Genomic DNA, 18,251 nt, shown 5'->3' with positions numbered 1-18,251 from the left:
ACGAGGTCATGAGCGGAAAGGCCACCGGCGGCGTGGGCGCCACCGACTCCCGCGCGCCCGAAGCGGTGCGGCTGGAGGAGGTGGCGGCGTCCTGTCCGGGCACGCTGGCCGTCTGCGTGCCCGGGGCGCTCGGCCTGAACGAGGACGTGGTGCTGCCGCTGGCCAGCACCGGCAAGGTGCTGCTGCTCGCGGCGCTCGCGCAGGACGTGGCGGCGGGCGTCGTGGACCCGGACGAGCGCGTGACGCTGCTCGACGAGGACTACGCGGGCGGTTCGGGCCTGCTGACCGGCCTGTCGGCCCGCGACTGGACGACCGGCGACCTCGCGCTGCTCACCGCCGCCGTCAGCGACAACACCGCGACCAACGCGCTGCTGCGGCGGCTCGGGCTCGGCCGGGTGGACGCGGCCGCCGCCGCGCTCGGGCTGGCCAGGACCCGGATCCACGACAAGATCCGTGAGCCCCGGCTCCCCGAGCATCCGCCGTCCTTCGCCACCGGGACGGCACACGAGCTGGCGGGTCTCATGCGGTCGCTGACGTACGGGCGCGAGCCGTGGCAGCGGCTGCTGCTCGGCTGGATGGCGCACAACACCGACCGCGCGCTGGTCCCCGCGCTGCTCCCGCACGAACCCGAGGACCGCGACCCGCCGGCGGCCCTGCCGTACGCCGCGGGGGTCTGGGTGGCGAACAAGACCGGCACGGACGCCGGGACGCGGGCCGACGTGGGTGTCATGGCCGGGGCGCGGTGGGAGGGCTACGCCGTGCTCGCGCACGGGCCGGCGGGCCGCGAACACGCCCTGGTCCAGGCGATCCGGCGGGCCGGTCTCGCCATAGCGCAAACCGTCCTCCCGCAAGAGGACGACCAAGGGCACTGACCGCGGACATCCGCGGCGAAAAGAGCCGCAGGGACGCCGCCGTGGCCTCCACCGAATGTGGACCCGCAGACTCGGCGAGGTGGCCGATGGGCCTGTCCGGACCCGCGCAGGGGCGGGACCGGCCTGGATCCGCCTCCCGGGCGGTCACGCTCTCGACACGGCCGTCTGATCCATTTCAGCCGATCCCTTCTGGCGCGCGCCGCATATGACCAGGTCCGATGCCAGGTCGCCGATACTGGGGGAATGCTCAGCAGCCACCGCCTCAAGGTGCTCCTGGAGGTCTTCAGGACCGGGAGCATCGCCGGAGCCGCCAAATCCCTGCGGCTGTCGCCCTCCGCCGTCTCCCACCAGCTCGCCCGGCTGGAGGAGGAGGCGGGGGTCGGGCTGGTGGAGCGGGCCGCGCACAGCCTGCGGCTGACCGCCGCGGGCCACCGCCTGGCCGGGCGGGCCCAGGAGGTGCTCGACCTCATCGAATCCGCCGAGAAGGACCTGCTCGCCCAGGCGCGGGCGGACGCCGGGCAACTGCGCATCGGGTTCTTCGCCTCGGCCGGCTACCGCCTGCTGCCGATGGCGTTGTCGTCCTTCACCGCGCGCCATCCGGGCGTCGAGCTCGATCTGGTGCTCGGGCAGCCGCACGAGCTGCTGCCCGACGTGGAACGCGGCGAGCTGGACGTGCTGGTCGTGTTCGAGCACGCGCTGGATCCCTGGAAGGCGCCGAAGGGCGTGGAGGTCGTCCACCTGTTCGACGAACCGCAGCTCCTCGTCATGCCGCTCGGCCATCCCGCGGGACACCGGCCCCGTGTGCGGCTGACCGATCTGGCCGACGAGCCGTGGATCACCACGTTCGGCACCGAGACCCCGGTGTCGGTGCTGGAGCGGGCCGGCGCCCTGGAAGGGATCACGCCCACCATCCGCTGCCGCAGCGACCACTACGAGGTGACGCTCGGCCTGGTCCGGGCCGGGCTCGGCGTGGCCCTCGTGCCGAGCCTCGGCGTGCAGGGCGCGGCGGGCATCCAGGTGTGCCAGGTGGAGGGGCCCAAGCTCTACCGGCGGGTGGGCGCCGCCCTGCGCCCGACCAATCCCAATCCCGCGCTGCGCGCGTTCGTCGACTACCTCAGGGACGCCTCTGCCCGTCTCAGCGTCACCCTCCGCTGAGCCTCCGGGTCCACGACGACGACCAGCTTGCCGACGGCTGTGCGAGCTCGCCAGATCCTGACAGGCGCCGGCGGCCTCGGTCAGGGGACAGGTCCGGGCCACCGGGTCGGGCAGCGTGCGGTCGAGGGCGTAGGCGGCGAGGGTGTCCATCGTGCCGGGCCCGAGGCAAAGCTGTCCGGGGCCGGGTTCGGCGCCCGGCCCACCGTAAGGCGGGCCGGGCGCCGGTCCGTCACCAGTTGCCGAGCCTGCGCGCGCTTCGCTCGCCCCGCTCGTGCCGGCGGAACACCTGCGCCATCGCCAGTGCGGCGGCTCCCAGCGCCACGGTCACGATGCCGATCGCGACGTTGTTCCAAATGGTCGTCGCCGTGGCCTCACGCCCCGCGCGCAGCACAAACGGCGAGACGATCGCCCACACGCCGAGCAGCGGGAGAAGCCACCCCATGCCGTAGGTGCGCCCGTAGGCGGACGCGAGCCCTAGAGCGAGGGCGCTGATCACGAGGCCGGTGATCAGGTTGTTGACGGTCATGCCCCGGAATCCGAAGAACCCGACGATCCACGGCGAGAGGGCCAGATACAGGCCGGCCAGGAAGGCTAGCCCCTCCAACACCTGGGCGGGGGCCGTCGAGCCCGCCCGATCGTACGTCTGGCGCAGTTCACTGACGTCGGGATGACGCTCGAGGCCGGTGGGTCCAACCATGTCTGGTTCCGCCTTTCCTGCTGCGTGCGTTTGTGCCGACGGCCATACCCCCCAAAATCTCGGCATTCTCGATTTGGATTAATATTCGTGTATTTATTCAGCAATTGCTGGATAAATACTTTCGAGCGTCCAAGGCGACATGCGGCGGGCATGGCCGGGGAGGGTACCGGTAGGGCCTCAGCCGGAGGCCCCGCAACGAGAGGCACGGAGACGGGGCGCTGGGGTCATGATCGCTGTTGTCCTGGCGGTGCTCGCCGCGGCGGCCAACGCCGTCGCGTCCGTACTGCAGCGCCAGGCCGCCCGCAGCGCCCCGGCCGACGAGGCGTTCCGGCCCGGCCTGATCTCGGACCTCGTACGACGGCCGGCGTGGCTGGGCGGCATCGGCGCGCTCATCGCGGGCTTCCTGCTGCAGGCGGCCGCCCTGACGTCCGGAGGGCTCGCGCTCGTCCAGCCCCTGCTCGTCGCGGAACTGCCGATCACGATGCTCGTGGCGGGCCGGATGTTCCGGGTTCGCGTCACCCCTCAGACGTGGCTGGCCGTCGGCGCGCTGACGGCCGGCCTGGCCGGGTTCCTCGCGGCGGCGTCACCCACCCCCGGTCACCGGCTTCCCGGCCTGCTGACCTGGGTGATCTCGGCGGCCGTGACCGCCGGGCTCCTCGCCTGCTGCGTGGCCGCCGCGATCGCCACCGGCGGACCCGCCCGCGCGGTGCTGCTCGGGGTCGCCGCCGGCCTCGGCTTCGCCTACACCGCCGTCCTCATGAAGCGCACGGTGGAGGAGCTGCCGGGGGGCGCGCGGACGCTCGCCGGCTCCTGGTCTCTGTGGGCCATGGTGGCCGCCGGTCTGTGCAGCCTGTTCCTGCTGCAGAACGCCCTGCACAGCGGTCCGCTCGTCGCCGTGCAGCCCGCGCTGACCGTGACCGACCCCGTGGCGAGCACGGCGTACGGCGTGGCGATGTTCGGCGAGGACATCCGCACCGGCCCGTGGGTGCTGCCCGAACTGACAGGCATGGCCCTCATCCTGTACGGCAGCGTGCTGCTGTCGAGATACGCGCCGCTTAGGGAGCAGGCTCGCATGGCCGGGGCACGGCGTGACCCGGGAGCAGAAGGTCGGGGAGGAGAAGGGACTCGGCCGGCGCCGATGTGAACAGGGCGGCCGCCCGCGCGGTGAGCGCGGCCCGCCCGGGCAGGCCGGGCTCGAGCCGGTCGAGCGCCCGCAACAGGTCCGCGCGGCGGCGCGCGTGCACGCTCACCCCGGCGCGCGCCATCGCGAGCACGCCGTCCCTCCCGTGCCCCGCGATGGGCCGGTAGGTGACGACCGGCACTCCCGCCGCGAACGCCTCCCTGCAGGTCAGCCCGCCCGCGTTGTCGACCAGCGCATAGGCGGAGGCGAGCAGGTCCGCCAGGTCGTCCCGCCAGCCGAGTGCCGCCCCCGCTCCGGCGCGGCCGAGCAGGCGCCCGAGGCGGCGGCGCAGCCGCTCGTTGCGCCCGCACAGCACGACGGGCGCGTACCGGCCCGAGCGGGCCAGGAGCCGGGCGGTCGCCGCGACCCGGCCGACCCCCCAGGACCCGGCGCAGACGAGCACGATCCGGTCGCCGTCCCGCAGACCGATGCGGGCCCGGACCTCCGCCGCATCGGCACCCTTCGTCACATCGGCACCGCAAGTCACATCGACACCGGGCGCCCCGAACCCGGGGCGGACGATCGGGGCGCAGCGGAAAGCCGGGCGGCCGACGGCGGCCGTCACGGCGAGGGCCGTGGCCGTGTCCGGGCACAGGTAGCGGTCGTTGCCGGGGTGCAGCCAGAGGCGGTGCACGGCGAAGTCGGTCAGCACGACCGCGCTCGGCACGGCGAGCCGCCCCCGCGCCCGCAGGTGCCCGGCGGCCTGCGCGGCCACGTGGAAGACCGGCACCACCAGGGAGGGCTGGACGCGGCGCACCGCCCGGGCCAGCCCGGCCGCGGCCACGACCGTCAGCGGCGAGGTGGAGGGGGCCCGGCGGGAGACGAAGAAGACGCGGTAGACCAGCGCGTACAGCCACGGCGCCCGCAGCATGACCCCGCGATACCACCACCGAAGGAGCGCGCCCAGTCGCAGCGGCAGCAGGGCGAGCACGTCCACGACCTCCGCACGCGCGCCTGAGGCGGCCAGGCGGCGGGCCAGTTCGGCGGCCACGGCGTCGTGGCCCGCTCCCATCGAGGCGCTGACGATCAAAGCCCTGTCCCTCATGACCCTCCTTCCCGGGTGGGGGCCGGGGTGGCGGACACTGGAATGCGATGAGACCTCACGCGCTCGTCGTCGCCGGGCCGGCCCTGCTGGCCGCCGTGGTGCATGCCGGGCCGGGGGCCACCTGGCTGCCTCCGGTCCGCCGCCTGCTGCCGTCCCTCGCGGGCGAGGGCGATCCCGGGCACGTGGCGCTGACCTTCGACGACGGGCCCGACCCGCGGTCGACCCCGCTGTTCCTCGACGAACTGGACCGGCTCGGGTGCCGGGCGACCTTCTTCCTCCTCGGCGAGATGCTCGACCGCCACCCCGAGGTCGGGCGGAGCATCGCGCGGGCCGGTCACGAGGTCGCCGTGCACGGCTGGCGGCACGACAACGCCCTGGTCACCCGGCCGGGCAGGGTCGCGGCGGAGATGGGCAGGGCCGCGCGCCTCGTCGCCGCCGTCACCGGCGCACGCCCCTCGTGGTATCGCCCGCCGTACGGCGTGCTGAGCGCCGAGGCGCTGCTCGCGGCCCGATGGCACGGCCTGCGGCCGGTGCTGTGGACGGCCTGGGGCGAGGACTGGACGCGACGGGCCACGCCCGGCTCGGTGCTGCGCACCCTGGAGCCCGGCCTGCGCGGCGGGGCGACGCTGCTGCTGCACGACTGCGACCACACCTCCGCCCCGGATTCCTGGCGCTCGGCGCTGGGCGCGCTCGCCGACGTGGTCGGCCGCTGCCGCGCCGCCGGGCTCCGTGTCGGACCGCTCGGCGCCCACGGCGTCGGTGTACCCGGTGGCGCGCGGCCCCACCGGCTCCCGGTCCCGGCAAGCTTTTACCTGCGACCGGAAACATAAAAACCCGGGAAAAGGGCCACTCGCTCTCGACGTCCATTCTCGACCACGTTTTTGCCGTTTTTTCCTGACATCACCCGGCCGCGTACGCCGTTTTTCCCGCGAGGTTGCCCGTGTAAAAGCGCCTGCCGTGTCTGTCGGGTTTTGTGGTGAATTGCGGTGGAGATTCTTCAGGCATGTCCGCAGCGGACGTACGCGACGCCGCGCGCCGGGAGAACTTCCCGGTGGCCTCCCGCCTGCTTCCGCGCGCGTACCGCCGCGACCTGATGGCGGTGTACGGCTTCGCCCGCTACGTGGACGACGTCGGCGACGAGGCGGACCCGGCCGAGCGGCCCGCTTTGCTCGACGCGGTGGAGGCCGACCTCGGCCGTCTGTACGCCGGGGGGAGCCCACGGCTGCCCGCCGTACGCGCGCTGGGGCCGCTGGTCGCCGGGCGGGGCGTGCCGCGGACGCCCTTCCTCCACCTCGTGGAGGCCAACCGGCGCGACCAGGTGGTGCGGCACTACGACACCTTCGGGCAGTTGCTGGCCTACTGCGAGCTGTCCGCCAACCCGGTCGGCCGGATCGTCCTGCACGTCTTCGGCGTGGCCACCCCGGAGCGGGCGCGGCTGTCGGACCGCATCTGCTCGGCGCTGCAGGTGATCGAGCACTGTCAGGACGTGGGCGAGGACCACGCCCGCGGCCGCGTCTACCTCCCCGCCGAGGACCTGCGCAGGTTCGGCTGCCGAGAGTCCGACCTGGACGCCCCGCGCACCTCCCCGCGGCTGCGCCGGGCCGTCGCGCTGCAGGCCCGCCGCGCCGCCACCCTGCTGGACGAGGGAATGCCGCTGCTGGAGACGCTGAGCGGGTTCGCGCGTACCGCGGTCGCCGGATACGTCGCGGGCGGCCGGGCGGCGCTCGCGGCGCTGGAGCGAGGCCGGCACGACGTCCTCGGCGGGGCGGTCCGCGCGCGCCGCCGCGCGGTGCTGCGCGAGTGGGTGCGCGTGCTGAAGGAGGTGAACGGTGACGGTTCCCGGCGCGATTCCTGATCCCGTTCCCGATCGCCCACCCGGCCCCGCCCCGCGTCGCGTGGGCGACGACCCGCCCGGCCCCGCGCTGCGCCCCGTCACGCCCGTATCCGTGCCGGTGTCCGTGCCCGTGTCCGTGCCGGTGCCTGTGGCCTACCGGTACTGCGAGCGCGTCGTCCGCACCCGGGCCCGCAACTTCGCCTACGGCATCCGCCTGCTCGCCCCGCCCAAGCGCCGCGCGCTCAGCGCCCTCTACGCCTTCGCCCGGCGGATCGACGACATCGGCGACGCGGCCGGGCCGGTGGACGCGCGACTGTCGGCCCTGGAGGAGGCGCGGACGGGATTGCGCGCACCGCGGCCGGACCCCGCCGACCCCGTCCTGGTGGCCCTGCGCGACACCGCCGCACGTTTCCCCGTCCCGCTGGAGGCGTTCGAGGAGCTCATCGACGGGTGCGCCGACGACGTCGCGGGCGCGCGCTACCAGTCCTACGAGGACCTGGTCGGCTACTGCCGGGAGGTCGCCGGGTCGATCGGGCGGCTGTCCCTCGGCGTGTTCGGCCTCGCCCACGGGGCGGCACGCGGCGACGGGGCGCTGCGGCGGGCGGCGCGGCTCGCGGACTCCCTGGGGGTGGCGCTCCAGCTCACCAACGTGCTCAGGGATCTGCGCGAGGACCGGTGCGCGGGCCGCGTGTACCTGCCCGCCGACGACCTGCACAGGTTCGGCTGCACGCTCGACCTGGACGCGTCGGGGGCGTTCACCGACCCGCCCGAGCGGCTGGCGCGGCTCGTCCGGTACGAGGCCGGGCGGGCGCTCGGCTGGTACGCCGAGGGGATGAGCCTGATCCCACTGCTCGACCGGCGCAGCGCGGCCTGCACCGCGGCGATGGCGGGCATCTACCGGCGCCTGCTCGCCCGCATCGCCGCCGACCCCGGCCGGGCCCTGGCCGGGCGCGTGTCGCTCACGCCGTGGGCGAAGGCGATGGTGGCGGCGCGCGCGATCACGGGAGCGGCCAGATGAACGGCCCGATGAACGGCCAGGTGAACGGCCCGATGAACGGCACGGGGAGCGTCGGGGAGGGCGCGACGGTCCCGCCCGTGGCCGTGGTGGGCGGCGGCCTCGCCGGCATCACCGCGGCACTCGCACTCGCGGAGGCCGGGTGGCCGGTGACCCTGTACGAGGCGAGACCCCGGCTCGGCGGCGCCACCCACTCCTTCGCCCGGGGCGGTCTGACGGCCGACAACGGGCAGCACGTCTTCCTGCGCTGCTGCACGGCCTACCGCGGGCTGCTGGACCGGCTCGGCGGCACCGGGCGGGTGCGCCTGCAGGAGCGCTTCGACGTGTGCGTGCTCACCCCGCACGGGGGGCGGGGACGGCTGCGCCGGGCCGCGCTGCCGGGGCCGTTCCACCTGCTGCCCGCGCTCGCGGGCTACCGCCTGCTGTCCCCCGCCGACCGGCTGCGCGCGGTGCGCGGCGCGCTCGCGCTGCGCGGGCTCGACCCGGCGGAGCCCGCCCTCGACCGGGCCGCGCTCGGCGGCTGGCTGGCCGAGAACGGCCAGCGGGAGACCGTGCGGCGGGCGCTGTGGGACCTGTTCGCGGTGGCCGCGCTCAACATCCCGTCCGACGAGGCGGCGCTGGGGCCGGCGGCCCTGGTCTTCAGGACGGCCCTGCTCGGCCGCTCCGACGCCGCCGACATCGGCGTGCCGTCCGTCCCGCTGGGCGAACTGCACGGCGGCGCGGCGCTTTCCGCGATCGCCCGGCTGGGCGGCGAGGTGCGGCTGGCGGCGAAGGTCGACCGGGTGCTGCCGTGCCTGCCGGGCCTGAGCGGACCTTCGATCCTCGTGGGCGGCGCGCGGGTCGGCGCGTCGGCCGTCGTCGTCGCCACCCCGCACGGCCAGGCCGCGCGGCTCGTGCCGGCGGAGGCCGCGCCGGACCGGGACGCCTGGGCGGGCCTCGGGGCGAGCCCGATCGTCAACGTGCACGTCGTCTACGACCGGCCCGTCACCCGGCTGCCGTTCGCGGCCGTCGTCGGCTCACCGGTGCAGTGGATCTTCGACAGGACCGCCTCGGGCGGGCTCATCCGGGGCCAGTACCTGACGGTCTCGGTGTCGGCGGCGCGGCACTGGATCGACGTGCCCACGGCCGTGCTGCGGGAGGTGTTCCTGCCCGAGCTGGAGCGACTGCTTCCGGCCGCGCGGGCGGCGCGGGTCGTGGACCTGTTCATCACCAGGGAGCGGCGGGCGACCTTCCGGCAGGTCCCGGGCAGCGAGGGGTTGCGCCCCGGCGCGGCCACCCGCTGGCCCGGGCTGTACCTCGCCGGCGCGTGGACCGACACGGGCTGGCCCGACACGATGGAGGGAGCCGTGCGCAGCGGACTCCAGGCGGCCCGCCTCGCCAGGCGGCATCTCGAACGGGAGCAGGCGCGGTGACCGGCATCACCACAGGGGTCGCCACCAGCGCCGCCCGCGCCGCGACCGCCCTGAAGGCGGCCCGCGACCACCTGCTCGGCCTGCAGGCGCCCGAGGGGTGGTGGAAGGGCGAGTTGCAGACCAACGTGACCATGGACGCCGAGGACCTCCTGCTGCGCGAGTTCCTCGGCGTGCGCACCGACGCGGAGACCGCCGAGGCCGCCCGGTGGATCAGGTCCCAGCAGCGCTCGGACGGCACGCTTTCCGGCACGTGGGCCAACTTCCACGACGGGCCCGCCGACCTGTCCACCACCGTCGAGGCGTACGCCGCGCTGCGGCTCGCGGGCGACCCGCCCTCCGCGCCGCACATGCGCGCCGCGGCGGCGTACGTGCGCGGGGCCGGCGGCATCGAGTCGGCCCGCGTCTTCACCCGGATCTGGCTCGCCCTGTTCGGTCAGTGGCGGTGGGAGGACCTGCCGGTCATCCCGCCGGAGATCATGTTCCTGCCGCCCTGGTGCCCGCTGAACGTCTACGACTGGGCCTGCTGGGCGCGGCAGACGATCGTCCCGCTCACGATCGTGACCGCGCACCGGCCGGTCCGGCGCCTGCCGTTCGGCCTGCCGGAACTGCGCACCGGAAGGCCCGCGCGGCGGGCGCCGCGCACCGGCTGGGACGCGGCGTTCGCGGCCCTCGACCGCGCCCTGCACCGGTACGAACGGCACCCGGTCGCCGGGCTGCGCCGCGCCGCGCTGAGGCGGGCCGCCGAGTGGGTCGTGGCCCGGCAGGAGGCCGACGGCTCGTGGGGCGGCATCCAGCCTCCCTGGGTCTACTCGCTGATGGCGTTGCACCTGAGCGGGTACGGCATCGGCCACCCCGTCATGCGCGCCGGCCTGGCCGGGCTGGACAGGTTCACCATCAGGGAGGACGGCACGCGCAGGCTGGAGGCGTGCCAGTCGCCGGTCTGGGACACCGCGCTCGCGATGACCGCCCTCCTGGACGCCGGCCTGCCCCGCGACCATCCCGCGCTGGCCCGGGCGGGTGAGTGGCTGCTGCGCGAGGAGATCCGGGGACCGGGCGACTGGATGGTGCGGCGCCCCCGTCTCGCGCCGGGCGGCTGGGCGTTCGAGTTCGACAACGACGGCTATCCCGACGTCGACGACACGGCCGAGGTGATCCTCGCGCTGCGCCGGTGGGGCCGGCCCGACGCCCGGCCCGCCGTCGAGCGGGGGCTGCGCTGGATGGCCGGAATGGCCTCCCGCGACGGCGGCTTCGCCGCCTTCGACGCCGACAACACCCGCGAGTTGTGCCTGCGGCTGCCGTTCTGCGACTTCGGCGCGGTCATCGACCCGCCGTCGGCCGACGTGACCGCGCACGTGGTCGAGGCGCTCGCGGCCGAGGGCATGGCCCGCTCCCCCGTCGTACGGCGGGGCGTGGTGTGGCTGCTGCGGGCGCAGGAGGCCGACGGCTCGTGGTTCGGCCGGTGGGGGGCCAACCATGTGTACGGCACCGGGGCCGTGCTGCCCGCCCTCGCGGCGGCCGGGGTGCGACCGGGAGCCCCCTGCGTACGGCGGGCCGTGGCGTGGCTGGAGGCGCACCAGCATCCCTGCGGCGGCTGGGGCGAGGACATGCGTTCCTACCGCGACCCCGCCTGGATCGGGCGGGGCGAGCCGACCGCCTCACAGACGGCCTGGGCCCTCATCGGCCTGCTCGCGGCCGGGGAGCGAGGGCCTTCCGTGGACAGGGGGGTGGCCTGGCTGGCCGACAGCCAGCGTCCCGACGGCACCTGGGACGAGCCGCACTACACCGGGACGGGCTTCCCCGGCGACTTCTTCATCAACTACCACCTCTACCGCCTCGTCTTCCCGGTCAGCGCGCTCGGCCGCTACCTGCGCCTGCACGAGACGGCCGGACCGGAGGCGACGCCATGACCGATCTGATCGTGTGCACCGCGCTGGGAATGGAGGCCCGGGCCGTCGCCCGCGGCCTGCGGCCCCGGCCGGATCTCGGGAGCGACCATCCGCGTGTCCGGGTCGTGCGGATCGGGATGGGGCCCGACCGGGCGGCGCGCGCGGCGGCCCTGCTCCCGCCCGCCGCCGCCCTCGCCGTCACCGGCTTCGGCGGGGCCCTCCACGACGGGCTGCGCCCAGGGGACGTGCTCGTCGCCACCGAGGTCCGCTCCGGCGACCGGGTGTGGCCGTGCCCGTCGGCCCCGCTGCTCGCCGGAGAACTCGTCCGCGCCGGACTGCCCGCCCGCACCGGCCCGCTCGTCACCTCCCCTCGCATCGTCACGGGCCGGGCCCGTCACGCGCTGGCCCGCGAGGGCGCGTACGCCGTCGACATGGAGAGCGCCCCGCTGGCCGCCGCCGCGGGGGCTCGGCCGTTCGCGGCCGTGCGGGTCATCGTGGACACCCCCGACGCCCCCCTGCTGAACCTCGCCACGATGGGCGGCGCGGTCGCCGCGCGGCGCACGCTCGCCCGGATCGGCCCGGTGCTGGCGCGGTGGGCGGCGGCCACGGGCCCGCGGCGGGTGCTGCTGGCCTCGCCCCGCTCGTTCTGCGCCGGGGTCGAGCGGGCCATCGAGATCGTGGAGCGCGCGCTGGACCGGTTCGGCGCGCCGGTGTACGTGCGCAAGCAGATCGTGCACAACATCCACGTCGTTCGCGACCTGGAGCGGCGCGGCGCGGTGTTCGTCGACGACCTGGCCGAGGTGCCGGAGGGCTCGATCACCGTGTTCTCCGCGCACGGGGTCGCGCCCGCCGTACGGGAGGAGGCGGCGCGGCGCGGGCTGCGCGTCGTCGACGCGACGTGCCCGCTGGTCGCGAAGGTCCACGCGGAGGCCCGCAGGTTCGCTGCGCGGGGCGACCTCGTCGTGCTGATCGGCCACGCCGGGCACGAGGAGGTCGAGGGCGTGCTCGGGGAGGTGCCCGGCGCGGGCGTGCTGGTCGAGGACGAGGCCGGGGTCGCGGGCCTGCGGCCGGGGCGCGGCGTCGCCTACCTGACCCAGACCACGCTGGCGGCCGACGAGGCCGGGCGGGTCTCGGCGGCGATACGGCGGCGCTTCCCGGACGCCGAGGGCCCGCGCGGCGACGACATCTGTTATGCGACGACCAACCGGCAGCACGCGGTGCGGGCCGTCGCCGCGGAGGCCGACCTGGTGCTGGTCGTCGGCTCGGCCAACTCCTCCAACGCCCTGCGCCTCACCGAGGTCGCCGCGCGCTTCGGCCACGATGGGGCGCCGCTCGCCCGCCTGGTCGACGGCCCCGGCGACGTCGCGCTCGACTGGCTGCGCGGCGCGCGGACGGTCGGGCTGACCGCCGGGGCGTCCACCCCCGGCGCGATGGTGGACGCCGTCGTGGCCGCCCTCGGCGGGCTCGGCCCGCTGGAGGTGGAGGAACTGCGGGTGACCGAGGAGAACGTCGAGTTCACATTGCCGAAGGAGGTGCGGCCCTGATGCCGATGCCCGTACGCCAGAGTCTGCGCGTCGGCGCGTACATCCTGGCCCAGCGGCTGCGCCGGCGGGAGAGGTTCCCGCTGCTGCTCGAGCTTGAGCCGTTGTTCGCGTGCAACCTGAAATGCGCGGGCTGCGGGAAGATCCAGCACCCGGCCGGCGTGCTGAAGCAGCGCATGCCGGTCGAGCAGGCGGTGGCCGCCGTCGAGGAGTGCGGCGCCCCGATGGTGTCGATCGCCGGCGGGGAACCGCTCATGCACCCCCAGATCGGGGAGATGGTCGAGGAGCTGGTGGCGCGCAGGAAGTACGTCTTCCTGTGCACCAACGCGCTGCTGATCCCGCGCAAGATCGACCGGTTCAGGCCCTCGCCGTACTTCGCCTGGGCGGTCCACATCGACGGCCTGCGCGAGCGGCACGACGCGTCGGTGTGCAAGGAGGGCGTGTTCGACGAGGCCGTCGCGGCGGTGCGCGAATGCCGGCGGCGCGGCTTCCGCGTCACCACCAACACCACGTTCTTCGCCGGGGACAGCCCGCGCACCGTGATCGAGGTGCTCGACTTCCTCAACGACGACCTGTGCGTCGACCAGATGATGATCTCGCCGGGGTACGCGTACGAGAAGGCGCCCGACCAGGACTGCTTCCTGGGGGTGCGGCAGACGCGGGAGCTGTTCCGCGCCGCGTTCGCGGGCGGCAACCGCAGGCGCTGGCGGTTCAACCACTCGCCGCTGTTCCTCGACTTCCTGGAGGGGAAGACCGATTTCCCCTGCACGGCCTGGGCGATCCCGTCCTACTCGGTGTTCGGCTGGCAGCGGCCCTGCTATCTGATGGCCGACGGGTACGCCACGACCTACCGGGAGCTGGTCGAGGAGACCGACTGGAGCGCCTACGGCCGGGGACGGGACCCGCGCTGCGCCAACTGCATGGCGCACTGCGGTTACGAGCCGACGGCGGTCTTCGCCACCCTCGGTTCGCTGCGCGAGTCCCTGCGCGCGCTTCGCGGCACCTGATCGGTTCGGATCAGCCCGCGGCGACGATGTTCCACTGCTGGTTGGTGCCGCCGCTGTCGCTGTGCTGGGCCAGGCCGGCGCCGTGGAACCACTTCCGACGACGCCGACCGGCCGGGATGTGAGTTTCACGCTGCACGCCACCGCGGTAAGGCCAGACCGGGGGCGCCGCGAGCGGACTCGGTCAGGGGCGGCCGAAGCGGCGGGCGAGGACGCGGAACGCGCCGGGCGCGGCCCCGTGCAGGCGGGCGGGCAGCCGCAGCCAGGCAGGCACGTACACCTCGGCGCGGTCGCGCTCGACGGCGACCGCGATGGCCCGGGCCACCCGCTCGGGCGGGACGGGTGCCGGCCTGCGGCGCGTGTACGGCCTGCCGCGCCGGGCGAAGAACGGCGTGTCCACCACCCCGGGCACCACGGCCGTCACGCCGACCCCGGGCAGCTCATAGCGCAGGCTCTCGGCGAAGGCCAGCAGGCCCGCCTTGGTCGCGGCGTACACCGCCTCCTCCCGCACGCCCACCACCCCGGCGATCGAGGCGACGTACACGAGGTGGCCCCGGCCGCGCTCCAGCATCCCGGGCAGCAGCAGCCGGGTGAGCTGCACGTGCGCCGCCAGGTTGACCGCGATCACGCGTTCGGCCGTGCCGCCGGGCATCCGCGCGAGCGGCCCGCTCCAGCCCTCGCCCGCGCACGCCACCAGCATGTCCACCCGCCCGGCGCGTACGGCGAGGTCGGCCGAGGGATCGGACAGGTCCGCGGGCAGGATCTCACCGCCGGTCCGGGCGGCGACACCCGCGAGCGCCTCCTGGTCGCGCCCGGACAGCACCAGCCGCGCGCCGCGCGCCGAAAGCTCCAGCGCCGTAGCGGCGCCGATGCCCGACGACGCCCCCGTGACGAGCACCCGAGCCCCCGCCAGCCGCATGCGCCCCCTCCCCTTCCTTCCTGGGTTGTACCCGCCCATCGGATACGTGCCGCGAGTGGCGGGTGTGACGTGAGGTGAGGCCGGGCAACCCCAGACTGCTCGCGCGTACAAGCGGCCGCAAACACCCCGGCGAATACTTCAGCAGCACTGCCCCCAGAGGTCAGATCCTCGATGGCCGACAGGAACGCTTGGGTCAAACGCCCTAGACGGCTTCGCGCGGCCCGGCGGAGGATCGAGACAAGGCCGTGAGGCGCGACGCCGCCAGGCGAAACCCACCCCTCGTTCATCACACCGATTCCGTCGTCCGACGGAACAACCCAGAGGTGAGCCGCGGCCGGATCCAGGAGACCGGGAAAACCCCGGTGATCTGCATCTGCCCAGCCCAGTCGGGCTCAAGGAGGCACCATGCACCGGAAATGCAGGCAGCTGGCATTAGCGACCGTCTTCGTCTCGGCGATGACGGCGGGAGGCGCCGCGGTCCTGAGCGGACCCGCCCTCGCCACAGACGGCTATGCCGCAGCCGGTATCGCGCCTCAGAGGAGCGAGCCCGGCGGCTCGACGGAGATCATCTCCTACCCGGAGAGCCCGTCGATGATGACCGCCGAGCAGGCGCGGGCCGAGGTGCAGAGCGTCGTCGATCAGGCGCGGGCCGAACGGGACCGCATCAGGGCCCAGGGCCGGGCCGACCGGGACCGCATCAGAGCCCAGGCCCGCGCCGAGCGGGACCGCATCAGGGCGAGCGAGTGGGAGTCGTCCGGAAGCGCCGGGTCCGACCCGCCCGCCTCGTATCACGACGGCTCGCGCACTCGGTCCGAGTACCGTTCCGAGCGCTACAGGGCACGTTCGGTGAGCTACGGCACGGTCCGTACGGCCCCGGTGCGCTACCGGATGTCGGAGCGCCTGTCCGAGCTGCGCATGCGGGAGTCGGCCCGCACCGCACGGGTGGCCAAGAGGGTCGACGAACGGCGCTCCCGCCTGGTCGAGAGGGTGTCGGGCCGGCGCGAGCGCCTGGTCAAGCGGGTGGAGGCCCGGCGCAGCGAGCGCGTGAGGGAGACGGCGTATCGGAGTCGCGGCCGGTTCGAGCAGCGGCAGTTCAAGAGCGTCCGGTTCGAGCGCCGGTCGTCGTTGCGGACGCGCTGATCGGCCTGGGCCGCATATGGCCCGGCACCACGCCGGTATCGGGCCCGGTATCAAAGACGGCCCCGCACCCTCGGGGGTGCGGGGCCGTCCGTGTGCCGGCGCGGGCCGGAAGTTTCCGCGAACAGGTGGACCACCAACGGTATGACTGGGTAGCCTCCCGAGTATGACCAAGAAGATTACGATCTCTTTGCCGGACGAACTCGCCGACGAGGCGCAGGCGTCCGGCAACGCCTCGGCCTACATCGCCGCGGCGCTGCGGGAGCGGCGCCGCATCCAGGGCGACCTGGCCATCATGGCCGATTTATGGGGGCCGGGCTGGCAGGACGGCATCAGCGATGACGACAGCGCCCGCGCGGCGCGCCTGGTGACCGGCGACGCCAAGGCGGACGCCGCGTGACCGACCCCGTCCCACCGGCCGGTGTCCTGTCCGGCCACGTGCTGGACCTCGACGCCGTCGTCCACCTGATCGAGGGCAAGAGCATGTACGGCAGGGCCGTCGTGCGGCAGTCCTCGGCCCACGGCGTCACCCTCCTCGTCCCCGCGCTCGCCGTCCAGGTGCTGTCGCTGGGCCCCATCCAGCCCCGGCTCGAACGCTTCCTGCGCATGTCGATGGTGGTCACCGGCGCACTCTCCCCCGACGACGCCGTCGAAGGCGGGCCGTACGCGCAGGCGATCATGACGAGCCTGCGCCGTCACCGGCCGTCCGCCGCCGACGCGCTCCTGCCCGACGTCCTGGTGGCCGCCCATGCGGCCGTCCACGCCACCCGCCGCGGCTGGCGGATCATCACCGCCACCCCCTACCTGTACGAGGGCCTCGGCGTCCGCCTGGAGATCCTCCCTTAGACGAGCCCTCTAGATGAGCCCTCGCTCCATGGCCACGACGACGGCCGCGGCCCTGCTGTCGACACCGAGCTTGGCGAAGACGTGCTTGAGATGCGTCTTCACCGTCGTCTCGCTGATCAGCAGGGCCCTGGCGATCTCCTTGTTCGCCGAGCCCCGCGCCACCAGGCGGAGCACCTCCAGCTCGCGTGGGCTCGGCTCCTGGGCCGTGGGCCTGCTCATCAGAGCGGACGCGACCGATGGCGCCAGGACCGCTCCGCCGGCGGCGGCCGTACGGACCGCTCTGTGCAGTTCCTCGCGTGGCGCGTCCTTCAGCAGGTAGCCCGCCACCCCGGCGGCCATGGCCCGCGCCACGTCCGCATCCGTGTCGTACGTGGTCAGCACGACCACCTTGATCTCCGGGTGGTCGGCCCGGAGCCGCTGGATCGCCCCGACACCGTCCAGGCCGGGCATGCGAAGGTCCATCAGCACCACATGCGGCCGCGCCCTCCTGGCCATCGCCAACGCCTCGAACCCGTCGGACGCCTCCGCCACCACCTCGATGTCCGCCACATGGTCGAACATGCCGCGCAGTCCGTCGCGGACCACCGGGTGATCGTCGACGATCATCAATTTGACGGGATCCGCAGGCACAGCGCCGTCCCCTCCCCCGGAGCGGACTCCACGGTCAGCGTTCCCCCGACGCCACCGGCCCGCTCCCGCATGGCCGCCAGCCCGTAACCCGCGCCACGCACGTCCGGATCGAAACCCGCCCCGTCGTCGAACACGTCGAGCATCACCTCATCGTCCATGTAGGTCAGGGTGATCGCGACCCTGCCCGCCCGGGCGTGCTTGGCCGCGTTCGACAGCCCTTCCTGCGCCGCCCGCAGCAGCGTCGTTCCCACCTCACCGGACAGCGGCCGGGGCGTCCCCTCCACCGACACGGTCGCCGCCACCCCCGACGTCCGCGACCACCGGGCGGCCACCTCCGCCAGCCCCGCCTCGAGGCCCGCGCCGGCGAGAGGACCCGGCCGCAGCGCGTCGACCGAGCGCCGCGCCTCCTGCAGGTTGTCGCGCGCCAGCTCCTTGGCCAGCGCGATCCTCTTCTGCACGGCGCGCAGGTCGGGCATCGCCTGCTCGGCCGCCTCCAGCTGGGTGACGATCCCGCTCAACCCCTGCGCGAGGGTGTCGTGGATCTCCCTGGCCAGCCTCGCCCGCTCCTCCAGCACCCCGACCGTCCGGTTCTGCGCGCTCTGCCGGGACACGTAGTCGACGAACAATCCGATCGCCACGACGAGACCGGAACTCCCGACGAGCCGCCACAGGACGTTGGGATCGTCCAGATAACCTCTGGCAGCGAACGTGCTGAGGACCGTCGCCACCGCCCCCACGTAGGACCAGGGGCGCGCCAGCATCAGATACGGCTGGGGCATCAGCCCGAAGACGACCACGTCGAAGGACCGGTCCCGCATTACCAGCGCGATGTAGAGCGCGCAGACGACCGCCAGGTGGAACGCCATCGGGTTCGGCCGCCCGAGCAGATGCGGCCGCCGTGCGACGAAGAAGCCGTGCCAGCCTGCCATCAGCGCGACGATTCCCAGCGTCAGCGGGCCGGGAGCCGTGCCCTCACCCGCGCTCTCGCCTGACGAGAGGATCAGCCCGAGCGCCAGGCAGGCGTAGTACAACATGTGGAAGGCGCGCAACCAGCGCGCCTCCCAGATATTCACCGTCC

Annotated in this window: 19 protein-coding genes; 13 read left to right on the top strand and 6 right to left on the bottom strand. The window is 74.3% G+C overall.

Annotated elements, in window-relative coordinates:
• The first annotated feature begins 8 nt into the window (after window positions 1-8).
• Together FH610_RS01560 and FH610_RS01555 are read left to right on the top strand one after the other, a co-directional pair.
• Window positions 9-872 (top strand): serine hydrolase, encoded by an 864-nt coding sequence (locus FH610_RS01560; protein WP_139572400.1) that lies wholly within the window; start codon window positions 9-11, stop codon window positions 870-872.
• Between the two features lie 243 nt (window positions 873-1,115).
• Window positions 1,116-2,027 carry a LysR family transcriptional regulator gene (locus tag FH610_RS01555; protein WP_139572399.1) on the top strand — a complete coding sequence of 304 codons (912 nt, stop codon included), beginning with the start codon at window positions 1,116-1,118 and terminating at the stop codon, window positions 2,025-2,027.
• A 229-nt stretch (window positions 2,028-2,256) separates the two neighbouring features.
• Here the strand turns inward: FH610_RS01555 and FH610_RS01550 are convergent, their stop codons facing one another.
• Window positions 2,257-2,724 (bottom strand): SPW repeat protein, encoded by a 468-nt coding sequence (locus tag FH610_RS01550; protein ID WP_139572398.1) that lies wholly within the window; start codon window positions 2,722-2,724, stop codon window positions 2,257-2,259.
• 226 nt (window positions 2,725-2,950) lie between these two features.
• Between FH610_RS01550 and FH610_RS01545 the strand changes: the two genes are divergently transcribed.
• Window positions 2,951-3,868: a DMT family transporter gene (locus FH610_RS01545; protein ID WP_205825452.1), complete on the top strand. Its 918-nt coding sequence runs from the start codon at window positions 2,951-2,953 to the stop codon at window positions 3,866-3,868.
• Here FH610_RS01545 and FH610_RS01540 read toward each other — a convergent pair.
• On the bottom strand, window positions 3,780-4,949 hold the full coding sequence (locus FH610_RS01540) for an MGDG synthase family glycosyltransferase (RefSeq protein WP_139572397.1): 1,170 nt from the start codon (window positions 4,947-4,949) through the stop codon (window positions 3,780-3,782). The genes FH610_RS01545 and FH610_RS01540 overlap by 89 nt on opposite strands.
• 47 nt (window positions 4,950-4,996) lie before the next feature.
• Here FH610_RS01540 and FH610_RS01535 point away from each other — a divergent pair, with 47 nt between their 5' ends.
• The 7 genes from FH610_RS01535 to hpnH all read left to right on the top strand — a co-directional run bounded on the left by FH610_RS01535 (window position 4,997) and on the right by hpnH (window position 13,644).
• The gene (locus tag FH610_RS01535; RefSeq protein ID WP_139572396.1) at window positions 4,997-5,779 is read left to right on the top strand and encodes a polysaccharide deacetylase family protein; all 783 of its coding nucleotides are present in this window, start codon (window positions 4,997-4,999) and stop codon (window positions 5,777-5,779) included.
• A gap of 173 nt (window positions 5,780-5,952) precedes the next feature.
• On the top strand, window positions 5,953-6,804 hold the full coding sequence (gene hpnC, locus FH610_RS01530; RefSeq protein WP_139572395.1) for a squalene synthase HpnC: 852 nt from the start codon (window positions 5,953-5,955) through the stop codon (window positions 6,802-6,804).
• A complete protein-coding gene (locus tag FH610_RS01525) occupies window positions 6,779-7,801 on the top strand; it encodes a phytoene/squalene synthase family protein (protein WP_240808687.1) in 1,023 nt (340 codons plus the stop codon). Before hpnC ends, FH610_RS01525 begins: the two co-directional genes overlap by 26 nt.
• Window positions 7,798-9,210, top strand: a complete 1,413-nt coding sequence (gene hpnE, locus FH610_RS01520; protein WP_205825451.1) for a hydroxysqualene dehydroxylase HpnE — start codon at window positions 7,798-7,800, stop codon at window positions 9,208-9,210. The genes FH610_RS01525 and hpnE overlap by 4 nt, the downstream gene beginning before the upstream one ends.
• Window positions 9,207-11,117, top strand: coding sequence for a squalene--hopene cyclase (gene shc / locus FH610_RS01515; RefSeq protein WP_240808686.1), 1,911 nt, complete (start codon window positions 9,207-9,209; stop codon window positions 11,115-11,117). The genes hpnE and shc overlap by 4 nt, the downstream gene beginning before the upstream one ends.
• On the top strand, window positions 11,114-12,640 hold the full coding sequence (ispH, locus tag FH610_RS01510; protein ID WP_139572394.1) for a 4-hydroxy-3-methylbut-2-enyl diphosphate reductase: 1,527 nt from the start codon (window positions 11,114-11,116) through the stop codon (window positions 12,638-12,640). The genes shc and ispH overlap by 4 nt, the downstream gene beginning before the upstream one ends.
• Window positions 12,640-13,644: an adenosyl-hopene transferase HpnH gene (gene hpnH / locus FH610_RS01505; protein ID WP_139572393.1), complete on the top strand. Its 1,005-nt coding sequence runs from the start codon at window positions 12,640-12,642 to the stop codon at window positions 13,642-13,644. The genes ispH and hpnH overlap by 1 nt, the downstream gene beginning before the upstream one ends.
• 10 nt (window positions 13,645-13,654) lie before the next feature.
• Here the strand turns inward: hpnH and FH610_RS45045 are convergent, their stop codons facing one another.
• Window positions 13,655-13,780, bottom strand: coding sequence for a hypothetical protein (locus FH610_RS45045; RefSeq protein WP_276607612.1), 126 nt, complete (start codon window positions 13,778-13,780; stop codon window positions 13,655-13,657).
• Between the two features lie 45 nt (window positions 13,781-13,825).
• Window positions 13,826-14,560 carry an SDR family NAD(P)-dependent oxidoreductase gene (locus FH610_RS01500; protein WP_139572392.1) on the bottom strand — a complete coding sequence of 245 codons (735 nt, stop codon included), beginning with the start codon at window positions 14,558-14,560 and terminating at the stop codon, window positions 13,826-13,828.
• 405 nt (window positions 14,561-14,965) lie between these two features.
• Here FH610_RS01500 and FH610_RS01495 point away from each other — a divergent pair, with 405 nt between their 5' ends.
• The 3 genes from FH610_RS01495 (at window position 14,966) to FH610_RS01485 (ending at window position 16,543) form a co-directional block, all read left to right on the top strand.
• A complete protein-coding gene (locus tag FH610_RS01495; RefSeq protein WP_139572391.1) occupies window positions 14,966-15,700 on the top strand; it encodes a hypothetical protein in 735 nt (244 codons plus the stop codon).
• Between the two features lie 163 nt (window positions 15,701-15,863).
• Entirely contained in the window at window positions 15,864-16,097 is a 234-nt protein-coding gene (locus FH610_RS01490; RefSeq protein WP_139572390.1) for a ribbon-helix-helix domain-containing protein, read from the top strand.
• A complete protein-coding gene (locus FH610_RS01485) occupies window positions 16,094-16,543 on the top strand; it encodes a hypothetical protein (RefSeq protein WP_139572389.1) in 450 nt (149 codons plus the stop codon). The genes FH610_RS01490 and FH610_RS01485 overlap by 4 nt, the downstream gene beginning before the upstream one ends.
• 9 nt (window positions 16,544-16,552) lie before the next feature.
• Here FH610_RS01485 and FH610_RS01480 read toward each other — a convergent pair whose 3' ends face one another.
• Window positions 16,553-17,149, bottom strand: a complete 597-nt coding sequence (locus FH610_RS01480) for a response regulator (protein ID WP_139572388.1) — start codon at window positions 17,147-17,149, stop codon at window positions 16,553-16,555.
• A complete protein-coding gene (locus tag FH610_RS01475) occupies window positions 17,149-18,246 on the bottom strand; it encodes a sensor histidine kinase (protein ID WP_139572385.1) in 1,098 nt (365 codons plus the stop codon). The genes FH610_RS01480 and FH610_RS01475 overlap by 1 nt, the downstream gene beginning before the upstream one ends.
• Window positions 18,247-18,251: the final 5 nt, after the last annotated feature.

The sequence above is a fragment of the Microbispora catharanthi genome (assembly GCF_006334915.2).
Lineage (GTDB): Bacteria > Actinomycetota > Actinomycetes > Streptosporangiales > Streptosporangiaceae > Microbispora > Microbispora catharanthi.
The sequence above is the reverse complement of the archived record's forward strand: the minus strand, read 5'-3'. Positions and strand labels throughout refer to the sequence as shown.